The following is an 18,821-nucleotide window of genomic DNA, read 5'->3' as shown; positions in this document are numbered from 1 at the left end:
CAGGGAGGACAGGCCGCGGAAAAACGGTCAGGCTTCTTTTACGAACAGGTAGCCTTTACTGCGCACCGTTTTTATTCGACGAGGGTGAATGGGATCATCTCCGATTTTCGGCCTTATACGGGACACCCGAACATCAATGGAGCGGTCCTGGCCGTCGTACTCGATACCACGCAAGGCGGTAAAGATCTCTTCACGGCTGAGCACCCGACCGGCATTACTGGCCAGCAACCAAAGCAGGTCAAATTCTGCGCTGGTCAGGTCAATGCTTTCTTCACTGAGCCAGGCCTCCCGCATGGAGCGATCAACCACCAGGTCATTGAACTGCAGGCGCACAGGCTCCTCACCACCTTCCTCCGGATTACCGGCAGGGGCGGTTTCCATCCGCCGGAGCATGGCCCGGATTCGGGCCAGCAGAACCCTTGGCTGTACCGGCTTGCCGATGTAATCATCAGCCCCCATTTCCAGACCAAGTACCTGATCCAGGTCGTCGGTTCGGGCAGTGAGCATGATGATGGGGCCAGAATAGAAGGGCCTGACTCGACGGCAGATCGACAGGCCGTCTTCGCCCGGCAACATGAGATCCAGCACAACAAGATCTGGCTGCTCATTACGGATTCGTTCAACTGCGGCTCCACCGTGAGTTTCCAGGGAGACTGTCAGCCCGTTGTTTTCGAGGTACTCGCGGGTAAGGTCCGCAAGCCGTTCATCGTCCTCTACGATCAGGATTCGCCAACTCTCGTTTGTCTGTTCCACGCCATCCATCTCTGTTTTTTTATTCCGGTTTTTGGGGTCGTCCACCCGACAATACAGGCAACGTACCGTTACAGCAATTATACATGCTATTCAGAAATATACATGGAACGGTCATAGGGTTACAGCCTGTGACACAAATCCGGTTTGTGGCAGATCCCGGCCATTGTCATACAGACGTCACCGGCAGTTCACCTCACTGTCACAGGAGCTTCATAGCCTTGGCTTGTGATTGAAACAAGAGGCCAAGGCCATGACAGCACAAATCGCCCGTTCCCAGCCGCGCCGTGGGCGCCAGCTGAAAACCACCCTGACACGGTGCCCACAACTCATCGAAACCGCCCAGCGACTGCGTTACAGGGTTTTCTCCGAGGAGTATGGCAGTGATCTGGGCGCCACCACGCCGGGTATAGATGCCGATGCCTACGACGCCCTTTGCGACCACCTGATCGTTACCGATGCCGGCACCGGTGAAGTGGTTGCAACCACTCGCATCCTGCACCAGAGCGACGTGCCTTCGGTTGGCGGCTTCTATTCATCAGGCGAGTTCGATCTGAGCAACCTGGGTAAATTGCCGGGCACCCTTGCGGAACTGGGCAGGACCTGCGTTCATCCCGATTACCGCAATGGCGGCACCATCACCCTTTTGTGGGCAGCCCTGGCAGAATACCTGGATAGCCGGAACGTGGACTATCTGATTGGCTGCGCCAGTATCAGCATGGCCGATGGCGGCATGAAAGCCTGGCGGATAGCACGGCACCTGCAGAATGAATACCTTGCCGCGCCTGCATTCCGGGTAACCCCACTCCGGGCCCTGCCACACCTGACCCGCGCCGAACACGAACACAGCGATGACGTGCCAGCCCTGATTCGCGCCTACATGCGCCTTGGCGCAAGGGTCTGTGGAGAACCCTGCTGGGACCCGGACTTCCGCTGCGCGGACCTGCTGGTGGTTCTGGAAGTCAGCAAACTGACCGCCAGGTATAGCCGGCATTTCATGGGGCGCACTGCCTGAAGGCAAAGGAGCAGCAGATGGGGTGGATACGATTACTAATCCGGCTTACTGGGTTCCTGGTGTTTCTGGCAGGCACCTGCGCCCTGGCCATCACCCTGAAACTGGTCGACCTGTTCCGGCGACAACCTGTCGACCGTTCACCCTGGGCCGCTTTCTGCTTCCGTCGGGCCTGCCAGTGCCTCGGGTTCCGTATCCGGGTGCACGGCCAGCCCACGGAAGCCCACGCACTCTACGTTGCCAACCACATCAGCTGGTCTGACATTCCCATATTGGGGTGCATAACGCCGTTGAGGTTCCTGTCCAAGGCTGAGGTGGGCAACTGGCCAATTATCGGCTGGCTCGCAAGGCAAGCCGGCACCTTGTTCATCCAGCGCGGAAGCGGCCAGGCCAGGCGAATAAAATCGGAGATCAGCCGATGCCTGAATACCGGCGAGTCTGTCCTGGTGTTTCCGGAAGGCACCACCAGCTCGGGACTGGCAGTGCTGCCGATCCACGGTTTTTTGCTGGCCGCCGCCCGCGACGCCAACACACCTATCCAGCCAATAACCATCGGTTACCGCAGAGCACATCGTCCGGATCCGATCGCCCCATTCATCGGTGACGACAGTTTCCATACCCACCTGATCCGGCTGCTCAGGCAACCGCCGACCCAGGTGGATGTGGTGATTCACCCGGCCATAGACCCGGCCCGCTCGGAATCGAGTATCGCCCTGACCGCTTTAATCCATCAGCAGATCAGTGCCGGTTTGAAGCATATTCACGCAGGCGAATTCGAGGCCACGCCCACCGGCCTCAGAACAGCGGGCGCCCCTGGGCTACCTCGTCTTCCGTAGCCTCTCTGCGACCGACGATCTCCAGGTCAAAATACAGGGTAAAGCCAGCCAGCGGATGGTTGGCATCTACCTTCACCAGGTTGCCATCGATGGACACCACCTGCACCACCTGGGCCTGGTCGCCGGAGTTGGTCTGGAACTTCATACCAACCTGCAGGTTCTCCACACCTTCAAAAAGCGAGCGGGGCACCTTGCGGACCAGGTCTTCGCGGTAGTCTCCGTAGGCCATTTCAGGGGGGATAGTGACTTCGAGACAATCGCCCACCCGGCGGTCTTTCACCGCTTCCTGGATGCCCGCTATGATTTCCGGGGTGCCGTACAGGAAATGCAGTGGCTCACTGCCTTCCGAGGTATCCACCAGCTCACCTATACGGTTCTTGAGCACGTAATGGACAGTGAATACTTCGGGCTTTAGTTGCGGCTTATCGGCTTGCATCAGCTTGTTTTGTTTCCTGTTTCTTTACGGGTTCGAGTTTTTGCAGGCCATGGATTACCAGCTTCCGGTCCAGCTTTTCCCGGAATCCTGACGGCTTTTTCAAACCCATTCGATCAAGCAGGGCGTCATAGCGCCCTTCTTCGTCGTCCGCCTTAAGGGCCTGCCAGATGGTCGCCAGTTTACCACGGGGAGTAGCCGTTGCGGCTTTCAGCCCCTTAAGGGCTTTCCCTAACTTCAATTCCTCGTCGGTGAAATCCTTGCCAAACGGGAAGGCCGGGAACCAGTCGCCTTCCCCCCCGGCCTTCAGGGCCCGGGCGACTTTCTCAGGGGTATTCTGGCGCCAGTGTGCTGGAAGTTTGAAGTCCGCTTTTACCTTGCCCGCTTTCTTGGCCTGCGCCAGCAATGACTCCTGGAATCGGGAGTCGGCAATCCGGATCAGCCTGAGGAACACTTGTTCATCGGACTGCCCGCGAAGGTCCGCGATGCCGTATTCGGTAATCACGATATCCCTCAGGTGTCTTGGGATGGTGCAGTGGGCATAGTTGAATACAATGTTCGAGACGGTCTTACCACCGGAGACCCGCGTGGCCCTCAGGGCCAGGATGGAGCGAGCCCCCGGCAACTCATGGGCCATGGCCACAAAGTTGTACTGGCCGCCAACACCACTCACCACACGGCCATCCGCCAGCCCGTCCGACACCGCCGAACCGTTGAGGGTGTACATCATCGCCGAATTGATAAACCGTCCATGGACCCGCTGTGCCACCTTGAGCTTCTGATCACCAAAGCGATGGTCATACAGGTGGTTGATAAAATTAACGCTGGTCATGCAGATCTTGTCGCGCTGGTCGTCTGAAAGCTCTCTCAGGGCCTGATAGAACTTCTCCGGGCCAACGTAGAAACCACCGTGCATGGCAATCCCACCAGCCAGCCTGTCACCCAGCGCCAATGCCTCGAGCGCCTTGCGGGTGTCGGCATTGGATAGATCTGCCTCAACCGACACCTCCTCATTGAGTCGTATCCTTCCGCCCTTGAACTCAACATGGTCGCGCAGCACCCCGTGCCGGACCAGCCAGTTCACATCCCGCGCCCGCAATGGTGAGGCAATCAGGCCTGCGTTGTGCAAAACGTCCAGGGCCTCCAGGCTTGGGGTCTCGGTCAGTTCACCCCGGTTGATCAGGTTCTGCAATTCCGGATGATTGTAGACTTCGCGCTTGAGAATACCTTCCTGAAGCAGGTAGACAAAACCGTCCACCATCATTTCGCTGCACCCATACAGTCCCTGTTCAAAAGGTTCTGTACCACCATACTCCTGCACCACCGGAAACTGATCCTGCACCTGCAGGTGGTCGAACACGGCTTTCCAGGCGTCATTATGTTTGTGTCTGATGATGGCGCTGTGCACCAGGGCGGCGCCAAGAGACCCGATCCCCACCTGCAGGGTGCCGCCATCCTTCAGCAAGCTGCTAGCGTAAAACCCGATCAGGTGGTCCGCCGGGCTCACCGCCATCTGGGGCGCGGAGAATAACGGATAGTCGGAGGCCCGGTGAGACAGGATCACGTCAAACTGGCTGGCTTCAACCTCGGCGTGATGCCCGAACCACGGCAGGTGGTGATTGAGCTCTGCCACCATGGCCACCGGAGTGCCAGCGGCTTCCCGTTCCCGAAGCAGCGGCAGGATGTCCAGGGTCAAATCCGGATTACAACTGAAGCTTAGGTGTCCTGGCTGACCATGATCTTCACCAGGCGACATCAACTGGCCCAACACATTGACCCCCTGCGCCATCAGATCCCGGACGGCGTGGGTATAGTTGGTGCAAACGTAGTGGCGCTGTTGGCTCTGATTGTTGAGATAACTGCCGGCCTTGAAGAAGAATTCCGAGACAGTCACGTTGTCTGGCAACCGGTTCCGATTGACGTCTCGCGCGTAGTCCAACTCAGGAATGTTGCCATAAAGGCGCTTGGTAAAAGGCCCCAGAAAACGCTTTTCCAGCGACGATGCGCCCTCGGGAGCCAGCAACGACAACGCAGTGACTATATGCAGCTGGATTTCCGGATCATCCTTGGCGCGCTGGTAAAGGGCATTCGCAAAGCGAACTGGCTTACCAAGACCGAGAGGCAACCCCAGCGTAATGCGCTTGCCTACCCGTTCGATTACCCGGTCCACGCACGCATTCGCGTCGTCGTAATAGACTCCGTTCTGTTCTGCCATCACCAGCTCTCCACTGTTTGAGAATCGCAACGGGGTCGATGATCACACGACAGAATGAAGCTGACAATGCGTCAGGTCATGAGATTGGCTGATTGGTGGGAGTAACGTGGCAAGATACGGGTAAAACAGGGGCCTTGAAGGTGGTTCAGAAGCGCCAGCGCAGGTTAAGGGCCGCACCCTCGTTCAACAGACCAATGCCATGATCAGGCTGCGCGGGGTCAGATGCGTAGACCTTCTGCTGCGCGCGGCGGCTCAATCCGATACTCAACAAACGCGAACCAATAGCCGCAAAGGCATCCATGTGGTCGTCTTCATAGTCTCCAGACATCCATTCCTGAAGCTCGTAGATTTCCTCGGCCGATACCATGTCATCACGCTCAGCCATCATACGATCGGCCAGAATAGGCTCAGCGGCTTCGGCGCGCACTACGAACGCGACGAAGTTGAGGGCCAGCAGGGCGATAAACAGACGAATGATCATGATGACAACAAGCACCCGGAAAAATGATTTCGGAACATTAACGCTTCAGTACCAAAGTCTAATGATTGTCCCTGAAAATGGTGTGACTTTGTACACAAATGCGCCAGTAGCTCGACGCAAACTGGTCACTTTTTTGTCAACAAATGATCACTTATATTGCAATCTGTAACCGCCCTGCCCCGAGAAACCGGAAACAGGGCAACCTCACCGTAGGCTACCCCACTCAGGGACAGGGGTAGGTAAACTCATCATGAATAGCCTCCACCGCCGCCACCAGGTCGGGGCTTAGCCGGATATCCGCAGACCCGACATTTTCCTTCAACTGGTCCATGGTGGTTGCACCGATAATGTTACTGGTCACAAACTCGCGGCTATTCACCCAGGCCAGCGCCAACTGCGCCGGGGTCAGCCCATGGTGGTGGGCCAGCTCCACGTAGGCACGGGTTGCATCAGCAGCCCGCTCCCCGGTGTATCGGCTGAAGCGTTCGTAAAGCGTCAAGCGGGCCTTTTCTGGCCATTTTCCACCCAAATACTTACCTGTCAGCATACCGAACGCAAGGGGTGAATAGGCCAACAAGCCGGTGCTTTCCCGGTGGGCAAACTCCGCCAGGCCCAGCTCGAAAGACCGATTCAGGAGGCTGTAGGGGTTCTGGATGGAAGCCACCCTGGGCCACTGTTTCTCGCGAGCGAGGCGCAGATATTCCATGGTCCCCCACGGCGTTTCATTGGACAGGCCAACGTGGCGCACCTTGCCCTCTTTGACCAGCTCATCGAGGGCGCCCAGAGTTTCCTCGATGGGGGTCGAGGTTTCGTCCGGGTTACGCTGATACCCCAGCTTGCCGAAGAAATTTGCACTGCGGTCTGGCCAGTGCACCTGGTAAAGGTCGATGTAATCGGTTTGCAGGCGCGCCAGACTGCTCTCACAGGCTTCGCGAATATGCTCCCGGGTCAGTCTCGGGCCGCCGCGCAGATAACTCAAACCATTGCCCGGTCCGGCCACCTTGGTGGCAATCACCAGATCCTCCCGGCGCCCTCTTCGGGCAAGCCAGTTGCCCAGATAGGTCTCGGTCAGGCCCTGAGTTTCCGCCCGTGGCGGCACCGGGTACATCTCGGCCACGTCGATGAAGTTGATACCCGCCCCGATGGCGTATTCCAGTTGTTCAAACGCTTCCTGCTCGGTGTTCTGCTCCCCCCAGGTCATGGTTCCCAGGCAGATCAGACTGACATCGATGTCGGTTTGTCCAAGTTTTCGCGTTTGCATGAGATCTCCTCGTGCACATAGAAGACGTAAAGGGAATGTCACAAAGTTGTCGCATGGCTGTCATGCCGGATTTCCATAGTAGAAGCATGACAGCGACATATTCAGGACGCACCGTGACCAACCCCAAGCTGACTGACCGGCGCCCGCAACACATTACCATTGTTTCGGAGACGTTTCCGCCGGAAATCAACGGCGTGGCCAACACCTTGAAGCACCTGTGCCAGGGGTTGATGCAACGGGGGCACAAGATCACGGTGGTGAGGCCAAAGCAGGCCCATGAGCAGAAAGGGTTGTTTGAAAGCACCGGTGACGGCCTCTTTACCCGTGAGCTGGTGGTCACCGGCCTGCCCCTGCCCGGATACAGCGATCTGCAGTTTGGCGTGTCGCGCCCGGCCACCCTGAAAAAACTCTGGCAAAGCCAACGACCAGACGCCATCTACGTTGCCACCCAGGGACCGCTGGGCGTAGCGGCGGTATCCGCCGCCCGAAATCTTGGCATCCCGGTGTCGTCCGGCTTTCACACCAATTTCCATAGCTACTCCCGTTACTACGGTGCCGGCGGTCTGGAACGATTACTCTGCGCCTATGGCCGCTGGTTCCACAACCGGACCGCCATCACTCTGGTACCAACCCGCAAAATGCAAGCGGTTACGCAAGCCATGGGCATCCACCCGACTGGCCTGTGGAGCCGCGGCGTGGACTGCCATCGCTTCACTCCCCACAAGCGTGACCACGACCTGCGCGCCCGCTGGGGGCTGACCAACAGTGACCGGGCAGTACTCTACGTGGGCCGACTGGCCGCCGAGAAGAACCTGCGCATGGCGGTCGCCTGTTTTGAACGGATCCGGGGCCTCCATCCCAATGCCCGCTTCATTCTTGTGGGAGACGGCCCAATGCGCAAACAACTGGCGGAACGCCACCCGGAATACATTTTCTGCGGCACCCAGCGCGGAGAGGATCTGGCCAGGCACTATGCTTCGGGCGACCTGTTCCTGTTTCCAAGCAAAACCGACACCTTTGGCAACGTGGTCCTTGAAGCCATGGCCAGCGGGCTCGGAGTGGTCGCCTTTGACGACGCGGCAGCCGCTGAACACCTTCGCCACGAAGAAAATGGTCTGAAAGCAGAGCTGTCGGAGGACGAAGCCTTTATCAACCACGCACTGCGACTGGCTGACCAACCCACCCTTCTGAGCCGGGTTCGCGCCCAGGCCCGCCTGGATGCGCTGGATCTGAGCTGGAACAGCCAGATTGAACAATTTGAACACCTGGTACTCAACCAACCGGCACAGGCCCGATACCATGGCATCAACAAACAAGGCATCTCGCTTCTTTGACCTGGCAGACCAGCGCGAGTATGCGCTGTGCCAGGCCATCAACCGTGCAGTCAGGTTCCGGCCTGTACTGAGCTATTTCCGGGTCGTCAGCCGACTTGGCGACGGCTGGTTCTGGTATGCACTGATCCTCGCCCTGCCGCTGCTGGCTCCGGAACAGGGGTTGGGGCTGGCGGTGCTGATGGCCTTTACCGGACTCACCTGCACCCTCACCTACAAAGGCCTGAAACACAAACTTATCCGGGAGCGCCCGTTTATCTCGTTTCCGGCCATCAATTGCGGCACACCACCGCTGGATCGATACAGCTTCCCTTCCGGGCACACCCTGCATGCAGCCTGTTTCCAGGCCATGCTGTTCGTCGCCATGCCAGTGGCCGCCTGGTATGTTCTGCCCTTCACCCTATCGGTAGCCGCCTCCCGGGTGGTTCTGGGCCTGCACTACCCGAGCGATGTTGCCGCGGGGGCTGTCATCGGCGCAGGCATGGGCTGGGTGTCAGTCCTGATGTTCGGAGCGACTTTCGCCACGCTTTAGTGTCCCTGAGAATCTGGTCTAAACTGGTTCCGAAGCCTTATTGCCGGAGCCCGTCATGAAGCACGGAAAACCCTTCATCATTGCCGTGGCCACCGCAGCAGCACTGGTGTTACTCTGGCCTGGACCGGCCGACACACCGCCAGGGCAGGTCGACGACGGTGCCCCCAATGATCCCCTTTCACACGCCCCTGCCGACACGCCAGTACCGATCGATCTGACCCCCGAGCAACAGGCATTGCTGGAAGACCCCAGAATCATTCAGTTCGCCCAACGACTCGATTTCGAGGAAGAGCTGCAACGCTTTTTCCAGGAAGCAGCCGAACTGGACGCCCAGCAACGACAGAACCGGGCCGACCAACTGGAACAGCAGCTGGCCCGCTACGAGCAGGAAACCCAGGTCAGCGCGCCAGAAGCGCTCATGGTGAGGCTCGCCCTGCTACAGCTGCTGGAGCAGGACGAAGCGGCCGCCAAGGCGGCGGCCACAGAACTGATCGAACGCTATCAGGCCCGGTCTGAGGCGCGCCTTGAGGCCTGGCGGTCGGCCCCCAAACCCGAGTTTGATCGCTACAAGGTCCGGGAGAAAGCGATTGTTGAAGAGGTCATGGCCCTGGACCGAATACCCGGAGGGCTGACCCGAGACCAGTATCTGCGTCAACGCCTGCTAGAAGCGCGGATCGAGACCATGGGCCAGCCCGAACCAGACCCTCAGAGCAACTGGTCCAGCGACCAGTAGAGCAGATTGAACGGTTTGTTGTAATCCGCCACCGTGTCGGTCTCTGAAGCCTGCATAACCGAACCGCTGCCGTTCATCACGTTGTTCACGAAGTGGTCCAGTTCCAGGCCCAGTTCCTGAATATCCGAATTGGCGAACTCGATGATTGAGGTGCAGTGGCTTTCATTCACATCCCGGAACATGGGCAGGTAGTAACCAAAGTTATCCAGCCCGGCCAGGGTATTTTTCAGGCGTTCGGTATCCTGCGCCCATTTCTGGTGAAGCAGGGTCTCCTTGGTAGCCTGATCCGGCGCCTGTTCGATGTCATCGAAGAAACGTTCGTAGGAATAGGATGAGTAGTTCAGGTCGCGCCAGAAATGAGTATGCCCCATGCGGTCCTGAGGTAATGCGCTGGCCAGGGCGGGATACAGCGACCCCAGGTCATTCAGGTTCAATCCGGGCAAACCAGACTTCAGATAGGCCAGAGGCCCATTGACCTGATCCAGCCCCCACACCTGCCGGATCAAACCCTGCAGCAAGACCGAGGGGTACTGTTGTGGATCTGCCCCTACCGGCGCATTGAATGCCGGCCCGGAGTCGTTGATCAGAAAACTGCGGGTGGGCGCCATGTCCCGGCGGGCCGGATAATAGTTTGTCAAGCCACCGATGCCACCTGCGCTGCAGCCAGTTGTCAGCATCTGCCCGGGCCGCTGAAGATTGTCTTTCAACCAGGAAATCACCGCCCGGCTATTACGCAGCCCGTTGTGGTGCCAGACCAATGGTTCAGCCTCACCCTCCGGGTCCTGGTACACCGCTACCCGGTCACCGGAGTAGATGTCGCCAGTGCAGTAAGGCACGTAGACCATATTCCAGTTCTGGGTTTTCACCCGGCTCCAGGGGTGCAGGCGCACTACAAACGGGCTGACCAGGCTTGCGCCGGGGTTCAACAACGACAGGTAGTCGTCCGGTATGCCATCGGGGTTCCGGGCACCACGAATGCCAGTCTGACCGCTGCAACTTTCATAGTCCCAGCAGGCACCGCCGCCTTCAAAATAAACCACCGTATTGGAGGTGTTGGGCACCCGGTTTACAAAGAACTTGTATTCGGAACCGTTGCCACATACCGCCCCGGTTTCCGGAGCCAGTGGAACCGTCTGCCACTGGTAGTAGGCACCGGGCGAAAAGCCGTCGTTGTACCCGGGCGGATTTGCCAGCAGGGGGTATTCTCCCTGGCGTTGGTCAGAGGTAACCGGATTATCCGCTCCGGGAGGCGCAACCAGATTGCCGAGGGTTCGCCAGAACCCGTAGTCGCCAAGTTCCGCAGCGGCGGGGGCGGCAAAGGCTAATAATAACAACCCGGCCAGCGCGCTATGGCGACACCGGGACCACCTGTCAGGCTTGTTCATATTTTGCTCTCCTGCACTTGTTATTTTAATGGGCGGGCTTGGCCCGCAACGATTACAGCAGGAAATCGTCAACCTAAAACTAGATATGACACAATGTCACGTCAAAGAGAGCGCAAGACCGATTTACACTAAAAAAGGCGGGGATATAGCCACTTGGGAAAAGATCAGTCGAACAGCCTCAGCTGGGTAACCGGTGCCTCATCGTTGCGAAAACGCACACCCACCCCCAACAAACGGACCGGGCGATCAGCCCGGGTAACCAGTTCATCCAGCAGGGGCTGGTAATCGGCAACCTCGGGTTCGGCCACCGACTCCCGTACCCGCTCCAGGGTATGGGTTGAAAAATCACTGTAGCGGATTTTCACAAACAGCTTGTGGATGGGTTTCTGCCGCCCTTTCCTGGCGAGTCTCAGATTGAGATCCGCCACCAGGGCGGGCATCACGGTTTCACAGGCGGTCTTGTCCGGCAGATCCTGGGAAAACGTCCGCTCCACGCTGACCGATTTCGCCACCCGCGAAACGATTACCGGCCGCTCATCCCGGCCTGCGGCCATTTCAAACAACCGGTAGCCCTGCTTGCCGAATTTCTCAATCAGGGTGTCCACCCCCAGCAACTGCATGTCACCGCAGGTTTTCACGCCCATGGAATGCAGCTTTGCGGCCGTCACCTGGCCCACACCAAACAGTTTTTCCACCGGCAGGGATTCGACAAATTCCGGCACCTGCTCCGGCGTGATCACAAACAGGCCGTCGGGCTTGCGCCAGTCACTGGCAATCTTGGCCAGAAACTTGTTCGGGGCCACGCCGGCGGAGATGGTAATCCCCACTTCCTGCCGGACCCGCTCTCGCAAATGCCGGGCCATCAGGGTGGCGCTGCCCCGGTGTTCGGTTATGTCAGACACATCCAGAAAAGCTTCATCCAGTGAGAGAGGCTCAACCAGATCGGTCATTTCCCGGAGAATGGCCATGACTTGCTGAGACGCCGCCCGGTATCGCGCCATATCCGGTGGCACGGTCACCAGCCCCGGGCACAGCCTGCGGGCTTCACTGCCGGGCATGGCCGAACGCACACCAAAGGCCCTTGCCCGGTAGTTGCAAGTCGTCACCACGCCCCGGCCCTCGGCGCCGCCAACCGCCAGGGGCACGTCCCTCAGCGTTGGGTCGTCGCGCATCTCGACCGCCGCATAGAAGCAGTCGCAATCCACATGAATGATCTTGCGCTGGGGCATGGTCCGTGGGCTCGCGTAAACAATCTGTACATTTATACAGCCTTGTATCTTAAGCTAACATGCAGAGAATGTCAGGAACCCTAACATCAAACCGGAACGTCATCTGCGAGGCCCCATGACCAACCCCATACCCGAGTCTGACCGCACTGAGATCGAAGCCGCTGCTTTCAGGCGCCTGGTGGAGCATTTGCGCCAGAATACCGACGTGCAGAACATTGACCTGATGAACCTGGCGGGCTTCTGTCGCAACTGCCTGTCCAAATGGTACCGGGCAGAAGCACAGGAAAGGGGCTTTGAGCTATCCGATCCGGACGCCCGGGAAGAAATCTACGGCATGCCTTATGAGCAGTGGAAAGAAAAATATCAGATTGGTCCGAAGCAGGATCACAAATAATGAACATCAATGAGACAGTGCGCATCCACCTGGCTTCCCTCGACGCGGGCCACGCCAATTTTGATGACACCCTGGCGCTGATCGACCAGCATTTCGAGTTTCAGCCCACGGGCTTCAACAATGGCCCGCTGAGAAACGATGCCGGTGAAAATGCCGGTTCCTGCCGGGTGTTCGCACTGGGCCAGTACTGCAACCTGAGCGAGGCGGATACCCTGAACCTGTTTGCCCAACACTATCAGCAGGTGCTGGGCGACCCAACCGGCGACAGCCATGGCAACATCCGCCAGTTCATCAGCACAGGCTGGTCTGGCATCCGGTTTGATCAGCAGCCACTGCGAGCCCGCAACGAACCCAACCAGTAAGCCACCAGGGAAGACACTGATTCATGAGCGATACCGCCGCCTCCGGGCTAAAACAGAGTTTCCAGCTGAAAAGTGCCTCTGTTTCGCTGACAGCCCTGGAACTTTATTACTTCGACAACGACGAGTTCGAAGCCAATCTCCGGGACAAGATCAGCCAGGCTCCGGGATTTTTCAAAGATATACCCCTGGTGATCAGCCTGGAGAAATACGAAGGGCTGGACAGTGAGCTGGACTTCTTCAAGATGATTGGTACCTGCCGCCGCCATAACATCCATGTGATCGGCGTTCGTGCCGGCAACGACGACCAGCGCCGCCTGGCACGCGGAGCCTCACTGGCGCTGTTTCCCGGCAGTAGCCTGCGCGAACAGGCGCCGGCCCGGGCGCAACCTGATGAGGCCACCAAGTCGGAAGCCGAGACCTCCAGCCCCGCTGACGTTCCCACCAGCGAACCGGCGCCGGCCAAGATCATCAGCCAGACCGTTCGCTCTGGCCAACAGGTCTATGCGCCGGAAGGGGACCTGATCATTCTGGCCCCGGTTCAGGCCGGTGCCGAAGTGCTCGCCGCGGGCAATATCCACGTGTACGGACCACTCAGGGGGCGCGCGCTGGCAGGCATCCACGGAGCTGAAACCGCCCGGGTATTCTGCCAGTCACTTGAAGCAGAGCTTGTGTCCATCGCCGGACACTATAAAATCTCCGAAGATCTTCAGGACAATGGCTGGAAAAGCGCTGTGCAGATCCAGCTCAGGGACGACCTGCTGGTGGTGACGCCACTGGACAAGGCCTGATGTTGTGACAGCCAATAACAACGTTGAAGACATGACGAATCCACTGCGAAACAGGAACTGAACCTTGGCTAGAATCATTGTCGTTACCTCAGGAAAGGGCGGCGTTGGCAAGACCACCACCAGCGCCTCAATCAGCACCGGCCTTGCCAAGCGCGGCCACAAGACCGTCGTAATCGACTTCGATGTGGGCCTGCGCAACCTGGACCTGATCATGAATTGTGAGCGCCGCGTGGTCTATGACTTCGTCAACGTGATCCAGGGCGAAGCCACACTCAACCAGGCGCTGATCAAAGACAAACGGGTAGACACGCTGTTTATTCTGCCCGCCTCCCAGACCCGTGAGAAAGAAGCACTGACCAAAGACGGTGTGGAAAAGGTCATCAACGAACTGTCGGAAACCTTCGATTACATCGTCTGCGATTCCCCGGCGGGCATTGAACATGGCGCTCTGATGGCCCTGTACTATGCCGATGAGGCCATTGTGGTCACCAACCCTGAAGTTTCCTCCGTACGGGATTCCGATCGCATTCTGGGCATCCTCCAGAGCAAGTCGCGGCGCGCCGAGATGGGACAGGACCCGGTCAAGGAACACCTGCTGCTGACCCGCTACAACCCTGACCGGGTAGAACGCGGCGAGATGCTGTCGGTGACCGATGTCGAGGAAATTCTGGCGATACCGCTGTTGGGCGTGATCCCGGAGAGCCAGGTGGTACTAAACGCCTCCAACCAGGGCCTGCCAGTGATTCTGGAAGACCAGAGCGATGCCGGCCAGGCCTACGACGACGCCGTTGCCCGGCTTCTGGGAGAGGAGCGGGAACACCGCTTCATGACCTCCCAGAAAAAAGGTTTCTTCTCACGGATGTTCAAAGGGGGCTAAGGGATGAGTTTTCTGGATTATTTCCGAAGCAAGAAGACCAATACTGCGAGCGTTGCCAAAGAACGGTTGCAGATTATCGTGGCCCACGAACGGGGCCAGCGTGACATGCCGGATTACCTGCCGCAGCTCCAAAAGGAGCTGCTGGACGTGATTCGCAAATATGTGCAGATCAGTGACGATATGGTTCAGGTGGACGTGGACCGTAACGAAAGTTGCTCGGTACTGGAACTGAACGTCACCCTGCCGGAAAAATAATCACTGCGCCCGCCTTACCAGCGGGCATAGTGGTCTTCCATCAGTCCCCGCAGCCCGCCTACGGGGACTGACTGGCCCGCCTCATCTCTGACCGTTCCCCGGAACGTGCCCACAAACTGCCGGAAATTGGAGGCAAGCACGCCAGCGTTCAGGCGTTCCTTGCGCGTGCCTGCAGGCTCAAAGCTCAGGTCCACCAGGCCATCCTCGGTGGTAACCCGCCAATCGGCACCCGGCCGATACCGGTCAAATTCGAAGCGGGCGGCGCCCAGCTTCACACACCGGCCATCCAGCCACAGGGCGTTCTCGGTCATCCCGGTTTCATTCACACCGGCCGCCAGATTAAGCCCCACAGACACCCCTCGCTCCGTTACCCCGGCCAGACAGGCCCAATTCCAGGCAGTTTCCCGGCGCATGAAGCCACAACTCCAATCGATAGAGCCGCGGGTTTGCTCATCACAGCGCCATACCTGCTGGCCCCAACGCACCTCCCCCTCAACCGGAACCCCGGCCGATTTGCGGGTAAAAACCCAGCCATTGTAGCCCGCCGGGCAGACCAGCCTCAGGGGTTGATCGGTGTCTTGCAACTCCAGGTCCACCTGAATGTTACCCGGGGCCGTCACCCGGATGTTGCGGCCTCCGGTGGCCGGCTCTATGGCCAACGACACGCCACCTTTGCGGAACCGGGCATGACCATGTTCAGGATAGGGTTCAATATCGGTGTGCCGGGCCAGCGGCTGCATGAACGACTGCTCAAACATTTGACCGCTTTCAAAATCAAACAGATAGAAAAAACCGTTGCCCACCAGTTTCAGGTCCACAATCGCCATGCCGAACACCCAGCCCGGCGCCATGGCACTGACAAACTGGAACTGGTTGAACCGCCAACGGCGAGCCAATCGGGACCGCGGCCGGTCCATGACCGTCCGCAGGTCAAAATCCATGTAGTTAATGGTCTCAACCGGCTGTTCCAGCACCCCTGGTGCAATTCTGCCCTTGGTATCAATCAGGTTCTTCTTGTTCATAATTACCGTCAGATCAGGCCATTCATAAGTTGTAGCGCAACAGTACGCTACCTGGTTCACAATCCCTTATTCCTGCCGAAAAGCAGAAACCGGCTCCATGTTAGACTCAGCACACCTTCATCACGGAAGTGTAGCTTATGACAATAACCAGAGCCCATGGCTTCAAAGGCATGGTGGCAGGCGTACTGAGTACACTCATGTTTCTGACCCTGCCGAGCCTGGCCAGTGACCACCCGCCTCTCCCGCCAGAGGATGCCCGGGAGTGGACCCTGCGCAAGGAAGTCGACAACGTTCGTATTTACACCATGGACCAAAGCAATTCCGGCTTTCAGGCCTTCAAGGCCGTGGCCGATCTGGACGTTCCCCTGGAAAACCTGATGGCAGTGATGATCAATCCCGAATCCTGCAAGGAATGGGTCCATAACTGTACCGAATCCTATGCCTTTGGCCAGGGCGACTTCCACGATCGCTACGCTTACTCCGTTAACGATATGCCCTGGCCGGTGACCGATCGGGATTACGTGTTGCGCATACGCACCCGGGGCAACGGCGACACCGGTGAAGTGGTGATGGACCTGAATGCCGTGCCGGGTATGCGGGCGGAATTCAACAGCCGGGTTCGGGTTGATCGCTCAGACACCCTTTACCGTTTCACCCCGAACGGCGACAAAACCCGTATGGTCTGGGTTCAGCACACGGAACCCAACGGAGCCCTCCCCGGTTGGCTGGTGAATAATCTGCTGGTCGACATTCCAGTGAAGTCCCTGCAAGCGCTGGAGGCCGTGGCCAAAGAAGACAAGTATCAGGGCTACCAACTTGAATGGGGCGAAAACGGCAATCTCCAGGCGGTCGTCCCCGCTGACCGCTGACCAACCGAGACCAAGGGTTGATCAAGACACAGAGACAGGGGTGACGGACAGCCAAGGAACGGCTAAGCTTCATCAAAAGGACTGCAAATGGAAGAAGCCCACCAATGAGCGTTCTCGCCCATGAGATCATGACCCCGACCGTTAAAGCCGTACCGCACCACTGGACCATGGACCGGCTGGCGCGTTTTCTGACGGACAACGAAATCACCGGCAGCCCGGTAACAGACGACAACGGCGATATTATCGGCATCGCGACGCTCAAGGACATCACCGAATTCCGTTGGAATGCGACTCGCTCCGAGGGCCAGCCCAGCCTGACCCCGGAAGAGCAGGAAGAAGCCCGTCGACTGCGCATGGTCATCTTCGAGGAAATGGGCAAGGTGCCGGTTGAAGTGCGCGATATCATGACACCCATCGTATTGTCGGTTGACGAAGATACCCCGGTGCGAGACATTGCCAATATCATGATGCGCGAACACCTGCACCGTATTTTTGTCACCAGGGATTCAAAAATTACCGGTATCATAACCACTTACGATATGCTGAAGCTGATTTCCCAGAAGGAACTGACGCAACGCTGCGCCGAGAACGACTGAGCCACCAGAGAGGTAGCCCTACCTATGCCAAGAGCACCGCAAGCTCGCCGAAAAATGTACGTCCTCGACACCAACGTCCTGATACACGACCCGAACGCCCTCCTGAACTTTGAAGAACACGACGTCATCATCCCGATGACGGTCCTCGAAGAACTCGACAGCCTCAAATCCGGCAAGCAGACCGTCGCCGCCGATTGCCGCCAGGCCATTCGCAACATCGACAAATTGTTGGGCGATGCCAGCCCGAAAGTGATTGAAAAAGGGGTACCGATTGTTCGCGGTAAAAAGGCAGAGCCTTTGGGCACCCTGTCGATCATCATGAGCACCGAGGGCATCGGCACTCATTCCCTGCCGGAGCACCTGAACGACAACAAGATCATCAATACCCTGGCCGCCCTTCAGGCCCGGCATAAATCCCGCGACATCATCCTGGTCAGCAAAGACATCAACATGCGCCTGAAAGCCCGGGGTTTTGGCGTAGAGGCTCAGGACTACCACAACGACCAGTTGCTGGACGACATCGATCTGTTACCCAAAGGCTACAAGGAGTTCCAGAACTCCTTTTGGGATAACATCGCCAAGGTAGAAACGGTACAGCGTGAAGGGGTCACCGAACACCTGCTCAAACGCGAGGGCGAACTGGCCAGACTGAACATCAACGAGTTCGTGATTGATGAGCACGGTTTTGTCGGCCAGGTGGTGGACATCTCCGACGACCAGCTGGTGATCAAAGATCTGCACCAACACGACCTGATGAACGAGGAAGTCTGGGGGCTGGTGCCACGGGATATCTACCAGGCCATGGCTCTGCACCTGCTGCTGGACCCAGACATCCACCTGGTCAACCTGACCGGCTCCGCCGGCTCTGGCAAAACCATCCTGGCCCTGGCCGCCTGTATTGAAATGACCGTGGCCAGCAAGCTTTACAAGCGGATCATCGCCACCCGGTCCACCCAGGGGCTGGACGAAGACATCGGCTTTCTGCCGGGCACCGAGGCAGAGAAAATGGAGCCCTGGCTGGGCGCCATCGTGGACAACCTGGAAGCCCTGCACGAAGACGATGAGAACATGACTGCCAGCGTCGACTACATCCTCAGCAAGGTACCGCTGCACTTCAAATCCATGAACTACATCCGCGGCCGCAGCTTCCAGCACAGCCTGATCATTATTGACGAGTCACAGAACCTGACGCCGCACCAGATCAAGACCATCATCACCCGCGCTGGTAACGGCTCCAAGGTGATTTGCCTGGGCAACCTGGCGCAGATTGATACGCCTTACCTGAGCCCGCTAAGCTCCGGCCTGACCTACATGACCGAGCGCTTCAAGGGCTTCCGCCACGGCGGCCACATCCACCTGCAGGGTGTACCGAGGTCGGTGCTGGCGGAGTTCGCCGAAGCTAACCTCTAGCCCCATCGCCGGCTCCGTCTGCCGGCCAAATCTGACACTTGTCGCAGAGG

Annotated in this window: 21 protein-coding genes; 13 read left to right on the top strand and 8 right to left on the bottom strand. The window is 58.2% G+C overall.

All coding sequences use genetic code 11. The features are described from left to right. Positions 1-27: 27 nt before the first annotated feature. Positions 28-762 carry a response regulator gene (locus ACNSOI_RS04750; RefSeq protein ID WP_058091771.1) on the bottom strand — a complete coding sequence of 245 codons (735 nt, stop codon included), beginning with the start codon at positions 760-762 and terminating at the stop codon, positions 28-30. Between the two features lie 241 nt (positions 763-1,003). Here ACNSOI_RS04750 and ACNSOI_RS04745 point away from each other — a divergent pair, with 241 nt between their 5' ends. Both ACNSOI_RS04745 and ACNSOI_RS04740 read left to right on the top strand, forming a co-directional pair. Beyond that, the gene (locus ACNSOI_RS04745; protein ID WP_061332336.1) at positions 1,004-1,765 is read left to right on the top strand and encodes a GNAT family N-acetyltransferase; all 762 of its coding nucleotides are present in this window, start codon (positions 1,004-1,006) and stop codon (positions 1,763-1,765) included. A 17-nt stretch (positions 1,766-1,782) separates the two neighbouring features. Further along, a complete protein-coding gene (locus ACNSOI_RS04740) occupies positions 1,783-2,598 on the top strand; it encodes a lysophospholipid acyltransferase family protein (protein ID WP_420195226.1) in 816 nt (271 codons plus the stop codon). On the opposite strand, the gene ACNSOI_RS04735 is transcribed toward ACNSOI_RS04740, so the two are convergent. The 4 genes from ACNSOI_RS04735 to ACNSOI_RS04720 all read right to left on the bottom strand — a co-directional run bounded on the left by ACNSOI_RS04735 (position 2,558) and on the right by ACNSOI_RS04720 (position 6,988). Then, positions 2,558-3,034 carry an FKBP-type peptidyl-prolyl cis-trans isomerase gene (locus ACNSOI_RS04735; protein ID WP_058091769.1) on the bottom strand — a complete coding sequence of 159 codons (477 nt, stop codon included), beginning with the start codon at positions 3,032-3,034 and terminating at the stop codon, positions 2,558-2,560. The genes ACNSOI_RS04740 and ACNSOI_RS04735 overlap by 41 nt on opposite strands. Next, positions 3,021-5,246 carry an acetyl-CoA hydrolase/transferase C-terminal domain-containing protein gene (locus ACNSOI_RS04730; RefSeq protein ID WP_061332308.1) on the bottom strand — a complete coding sequence of 742 codons (2,226 nt, stop codon included), beginning with the start codon at positions 5,244-5,246 and terminating at the stop codon, positions 3,021-3,023. The genes ACNSOI_RS04735 and ACNSOI_RS04730 overlap by 14 nt, the downstream gene beginning before the upstream one ends. Positions 5,247-5,391: 145 nt before the next feature. Then, positions 5,392-5,727 carry a hypothetical protein gene (locus tag ACNSOI_RS04725; RefSeq protein WP_106693480.1) on the bottom strand — a complete coding sequence of 112 codons (336 nt, stop codon included), beginning with the start codon at positions 5,725-5,727 and terminating at the stop codon, positions 5,392-5,394. Between the two features lie 223 nt (positions 5,728-5,950). Then, entirely contained in the window at positions 5,951-6,988 is a 1,038-nt protein-coding gene (locus tag ACNSOI_RS04720) for an NADP(H)-dependent aldo-keto reductase (RefSeq protein WP_106693479.1), read from the bottom strand. A gap of 86 nt (positions 6,989-7,074) precedes the next feature. Here ACNSOI_RS04720 and ACNSOI_RS04715 point away from each other — a divergent pair, with 86 nt between their 5' ends. The 3 genes from ACNSOI_RS04715 to ACNSOI_RS04705 are packed head-to-tail and all read left to right on the top strand — an operon-like array spanning position 7,075 to position 9,584. Then, entirely contained in the window at positions 7,075-8,322 is a 1,248-nt protein-coding gene (locus ACNSOI_RS04715; RefSeq protein WP_061332311.1) for a glycosyltransferase family 4 protein, read from the top strand. Further along, the gene (locus ACNSOI_RS04710; protein ID WP_061332312.1) at positions 8,288-8,851 is read left to right on the top strand and encodes a phosphatase PAP2 family protein; all 564 of its coding nucleotides are present in this window, start codon (positions 8,288-8,290) and stop codon (positions 8,849-8,851) included. Before ACNSOI_RS04715 ends, ACNSOI_RS04710 begins: the two co-directional genes overlap by 35 nt. 55 nt (positions 8,852-8,906) lie before the next feature. Beyond that, on the top strand, positions 8,907-9,584 hold the full coding sequence (locus ACNSOI_RS04705) for a hypothetical protein (RefSeq protein WP_286254130.1): 678 nt from the start codon (positions 8,907-8,909) through the stop codon (positions 9,582-9,584). Here the strand turns inward: ACNSOI_RS04705 and ACNSOI_RS04700 are convergent. Then, positions 9,557-10,969, bottom strand: coding sequence for a pectin acetylesterase-family hydrolase (locus tag ACNSOI_RS04700; RefSeq protein WP_286254128.1), 1,413 nt, complete (start codon positions 10,967-10,969; stop codon positions 9,557-9,559). The genes ACNSOI_RS04705 and ACNSOI_RS04700 overlap by 28 nt on opposite strands. 164 nt (positions 10,970-11,133) lie before the next feature. Then, a complete protein-coding gene (gene dinB, locus ACNSOI_RS04695; RefSeq protein WP_058091763.1) occupies positions 11,134-12,198 on the bottom strand; it encodes a DNA polymerase IV in 1,065 nt (354 codons plus the stop codon). Between the two features lie 115 nt (positions 12,199-12,313). On the opposite strand from dinB, the gene ACNSOI_RS04690 reads away from it, so the two are divergent. From ACNSOI_RS04690 to minE, 5 genes are all read left to right on the top strand, one after another. After that, complete coding sequence (locus ACNSOI_RS04690) at positions 12,314-12,592, top strand: DUF1244 domain-containing protein (RefSeq protein ID WP_058091762.1); 279 nt, start codon at positions 12,314-12,316, stop codon at positions 12,590-12,592. Continuing rightward, positions 12,592-12,954: a HopJ type III effector protein gene (locus tag ACNSOI_RS04685; RefSeq protein ID WP_072677923.1), complete on the top strand. Its 363-nt coding sequence runs from the start codon at positions 12,592-12,594 to the stop codon at positions 12,952-12,954. Before ACNSOI_RS04690 ends, ACNSOI_RS04685 begins: the two co-directional genes overlap by 1 nt. Positions 12,955-12,977: 23 nt before the next feature. Then, positions 12,978-13,742, top strand: a complete 765-nt coding sequence (minC, locus tag ACNSOI_RS04680) for a septum site-determining protein MinC (protein ID WP_106693471.1) — start codon at positions 12,978-12,980, stop codon at positions 13,740-13,742. A 64-nt stretch (positions 13,743-13,806) separates the two neighbouring features. Continuing rightward, positions 13,807-14,619 carry a septum site-determining protein MinD gene (gene minD / locus ACNSOI_RS04675; protein WP_061332318.1) on the top strand — a complete coding sequence of 271 codons (813 nt, stop codon included), beginning with the start codon at positions 13,807-13,809 and terminating at the stop codon, positions 14,617-14,619. Positions 14,620-14,622: 3 nt separating this feature from the next. Continuing rightward, the gene (minE, locus tag ACNSOI_RS04670; protein WP_061332319.1) at positions 14,623-14,874 is read left to right on the top strand and encodes a cell division topological specificity factor MinE; all 252 of its coding nucleotides are present in this window, start codon (positions 14,623-14,625) and stop codon (positions 14,872-14,874) included. A 14-nt stretch (positions 14,875-14,888) separates the two neighbouring features. Here minE and ACNSOI_RS04665 read toward each other — a convergent pair whose 3' ends face one another. After that, the gene (locus ACNSOI_RS04665) at positions 14,889-15,896 is read right to left on the bottom strand and encodes a DUF2804 domain-containing protein (RefSeq protein ID WP_420195225.1); all 1,008 of its coding nucleotides are present in this window, start codon (positions 15,894-15,896) and stop codon (positions 14,889-14,891) included. A 137-nt stretch (positions 15,897-16,033) separates the two neighbouring features. Between ACNSOI_RS04665 and ACNSOI_RS04660 the strand changes: the two genes are divergently transcribed. The 3 genes from ACNSOI_RS04660 (at position 16,034) to ACNSOI_RS04650 (ending at position 18,771) form a co-directional block, all read left to right on the top strand. Beyond that, positions 16,034-16,765, top strand: a complete 732-nt coding sequence (locus ACNSOI_RS04660) for an START domain-containing protein (protein ID WP_286254118.1) — start codon at positions 16,034-16,036, stop codon at positions 16,763-16,765. A gap of 104 nt (positions 16,766-16,869) precedes the next feature. Next, a complete protein-coding gene (locus ACNSOI_RS04655) occupies positions 16,870-17,361 on the top strand; it encodes an HPP family protein (protein WP_072677927.1) in 492 nt (163 codons plus the stop codon). A gap of 24 nt (positions 17,362-17,385) precedes the next feature. Further along, on the top strand, positions 17,386-18,771 hold the full coding sequence (locus ACNSOI_RS04650) for a PhoH family protein (RefSeq protein WP_058091755.1): 1,386 nt from the start codon (positions 17,386-17,388) through the stop codon (positions 18,769-18,771). The last annotated feature ends 50 nt before the right edge of the window (positions 18,772-18,821 follow it).

It is taken from the genome of Marinobacter sp. GH_1, from assembly GCF_048595985.1.
GTDB lineage: Bacteria > Pseudomonadota > Gammaproteobacteria > Pseudomonadales > Oleiphilaceae > Marinobacter > Marinobacter shengliensis.
The sequence above is the reverse complement of the archived record's forward strand: the minus strand, read 5'-3'. Positions and strand labels throughout refer to the sequence as shown.

Coding starts and splice junctions, on each gene's coding strand:
- ACNSOI_RS04660 (WP_286254118.1), top strand. CDS start 16,034: ATGACAATAACCAGAGCCCATGGCTTCAAAGGCATGGTGGCAGGCGTA.
- ACNSOI_RS04720 (WP_106693479.1), bottom strand. CDS start 6,988: ATGCAAACGCGAAAACTTGGACAAACCGACATCGATGTCAGTCTGATC.
- ACNSOI_RS04685 (WP_072677923.1), top strand. CDS start 12,592: ATGAACATCAATGAGACAGTGCGCATCCACCTGGCTTCCCTCGACGCG.
- ACNSOI_RS04725 (WP_106693480.1), bottom strand. CDS start 5,727: ATGATCATTCGTCTGTTTATCGCCCTGCTGGCCCTCAACTTCGTCGCG.
- minC (WP_106693471.1), top strand. CDS start 12,978: ATGAGCGATACCGCCGCCTCCGGGCTAAAACAGAGTTTCCAGCTGAAA.
- ACNSOI_RS04740 (WP_420195226.1), top strand. CDS start 1,783: ATGGGGTGGATACGATTACTAATCCGGCTTACTGGGTTCCTGGTGTTT.
- ACNSOI_RS04735 (WP_058091769.1), bottom strand. CDS start 3,034: ATGCAAGCCGATAAGCCGCAACTAAAGCCCGAAGTATTCACTGTCCAT.
- ACNSOI_RS04705 (WP_286254130.1), top strand. CDS start 8,907: ATGAAGCACGGAAAACCCTTCATCATTGCCGTGGCCACCGCAGCAGCA.
- dinB (WP_058091763.1), bottom strand. CDS start 12,198: ATGCCCCAGCGCAAGATCATTCATGTGGATTGCGACTGCTTCTATGCG.
- ACNSOI_RS04730 (WP_061332308.1), bottom strand. CDS start 5,246: ATGGCAGAACAGAACGGAGTCTATTACGACGACGCGAATGCGTGCGTG.
- ACNSOI_RS04745 (WP_061332336.1), top strand. CDS start 1,004: ATGACAGCACAAATCGCCCGTTCCCAGCCGCGCCGTGGGCGCCAGCTG.
- ACNSOI_RS04690 (WP_058091762.1), top strand. CDS start 12,314: ATGACCAACCCCATACCCGAGTCTGACCGCACTGAGATCGAAGCCGCT.
- ACNSOI_RS04715 (WP_061332311.1), top strand. CDS start 7,075: ATGACAGCGACATATTCAGGACGCACCGTGACCAACCCCAAGCTGACT.
- ACNSOI_RS04750 (WP_058091771.1), bottom strand. CDS start 762: ATGGATGGCGTGGAACAGACAAACGAGAGTTGGCGAATCCTGATCGTA.
- ACNSOI_RS04650 (WP_058091755.1), top strand. CDS start 17,386: ATGCCAAGAGCACCGCAAGCTCGCCGAAAAATGTACGTCCTCGACACC.
- ACNSOI_RS04710 (WP_061332312.1), top strand. CDS start 8,288: ATGGCATCAACAAACAAGGCATCTCGCTTCTTTGACCTGGCAGACCAG.
- ACNSOI_RS04665 (WP_420195225.1), bottom strand. CDS start 15,896: ATGAACAAGAAGAACCTGATTGATACCAAGGGCAGAATTGCACCAGGG.
- ACNSOI_RS04700 (WP_286254128.1), bottom strand. CDS start 10,969: ATGAACAAGCCTGACAGGTGGTCCCGGTGTCGCCATAGCGCGCTGGCC.
- minE (WP_061332319.1), top strand. CDS start 14,623: ATGAGTTTTCTGGATTATTTCCGAAGCAAGAAGACCAATACTGCGAGC.
- ACNSOI_RS04655 (WP_072677927.1), top strand. CDS start 16,870: ATGAGCGTTCTCGCCCATGAGATCATGACCCCGACCGTTAAAGCCGTA.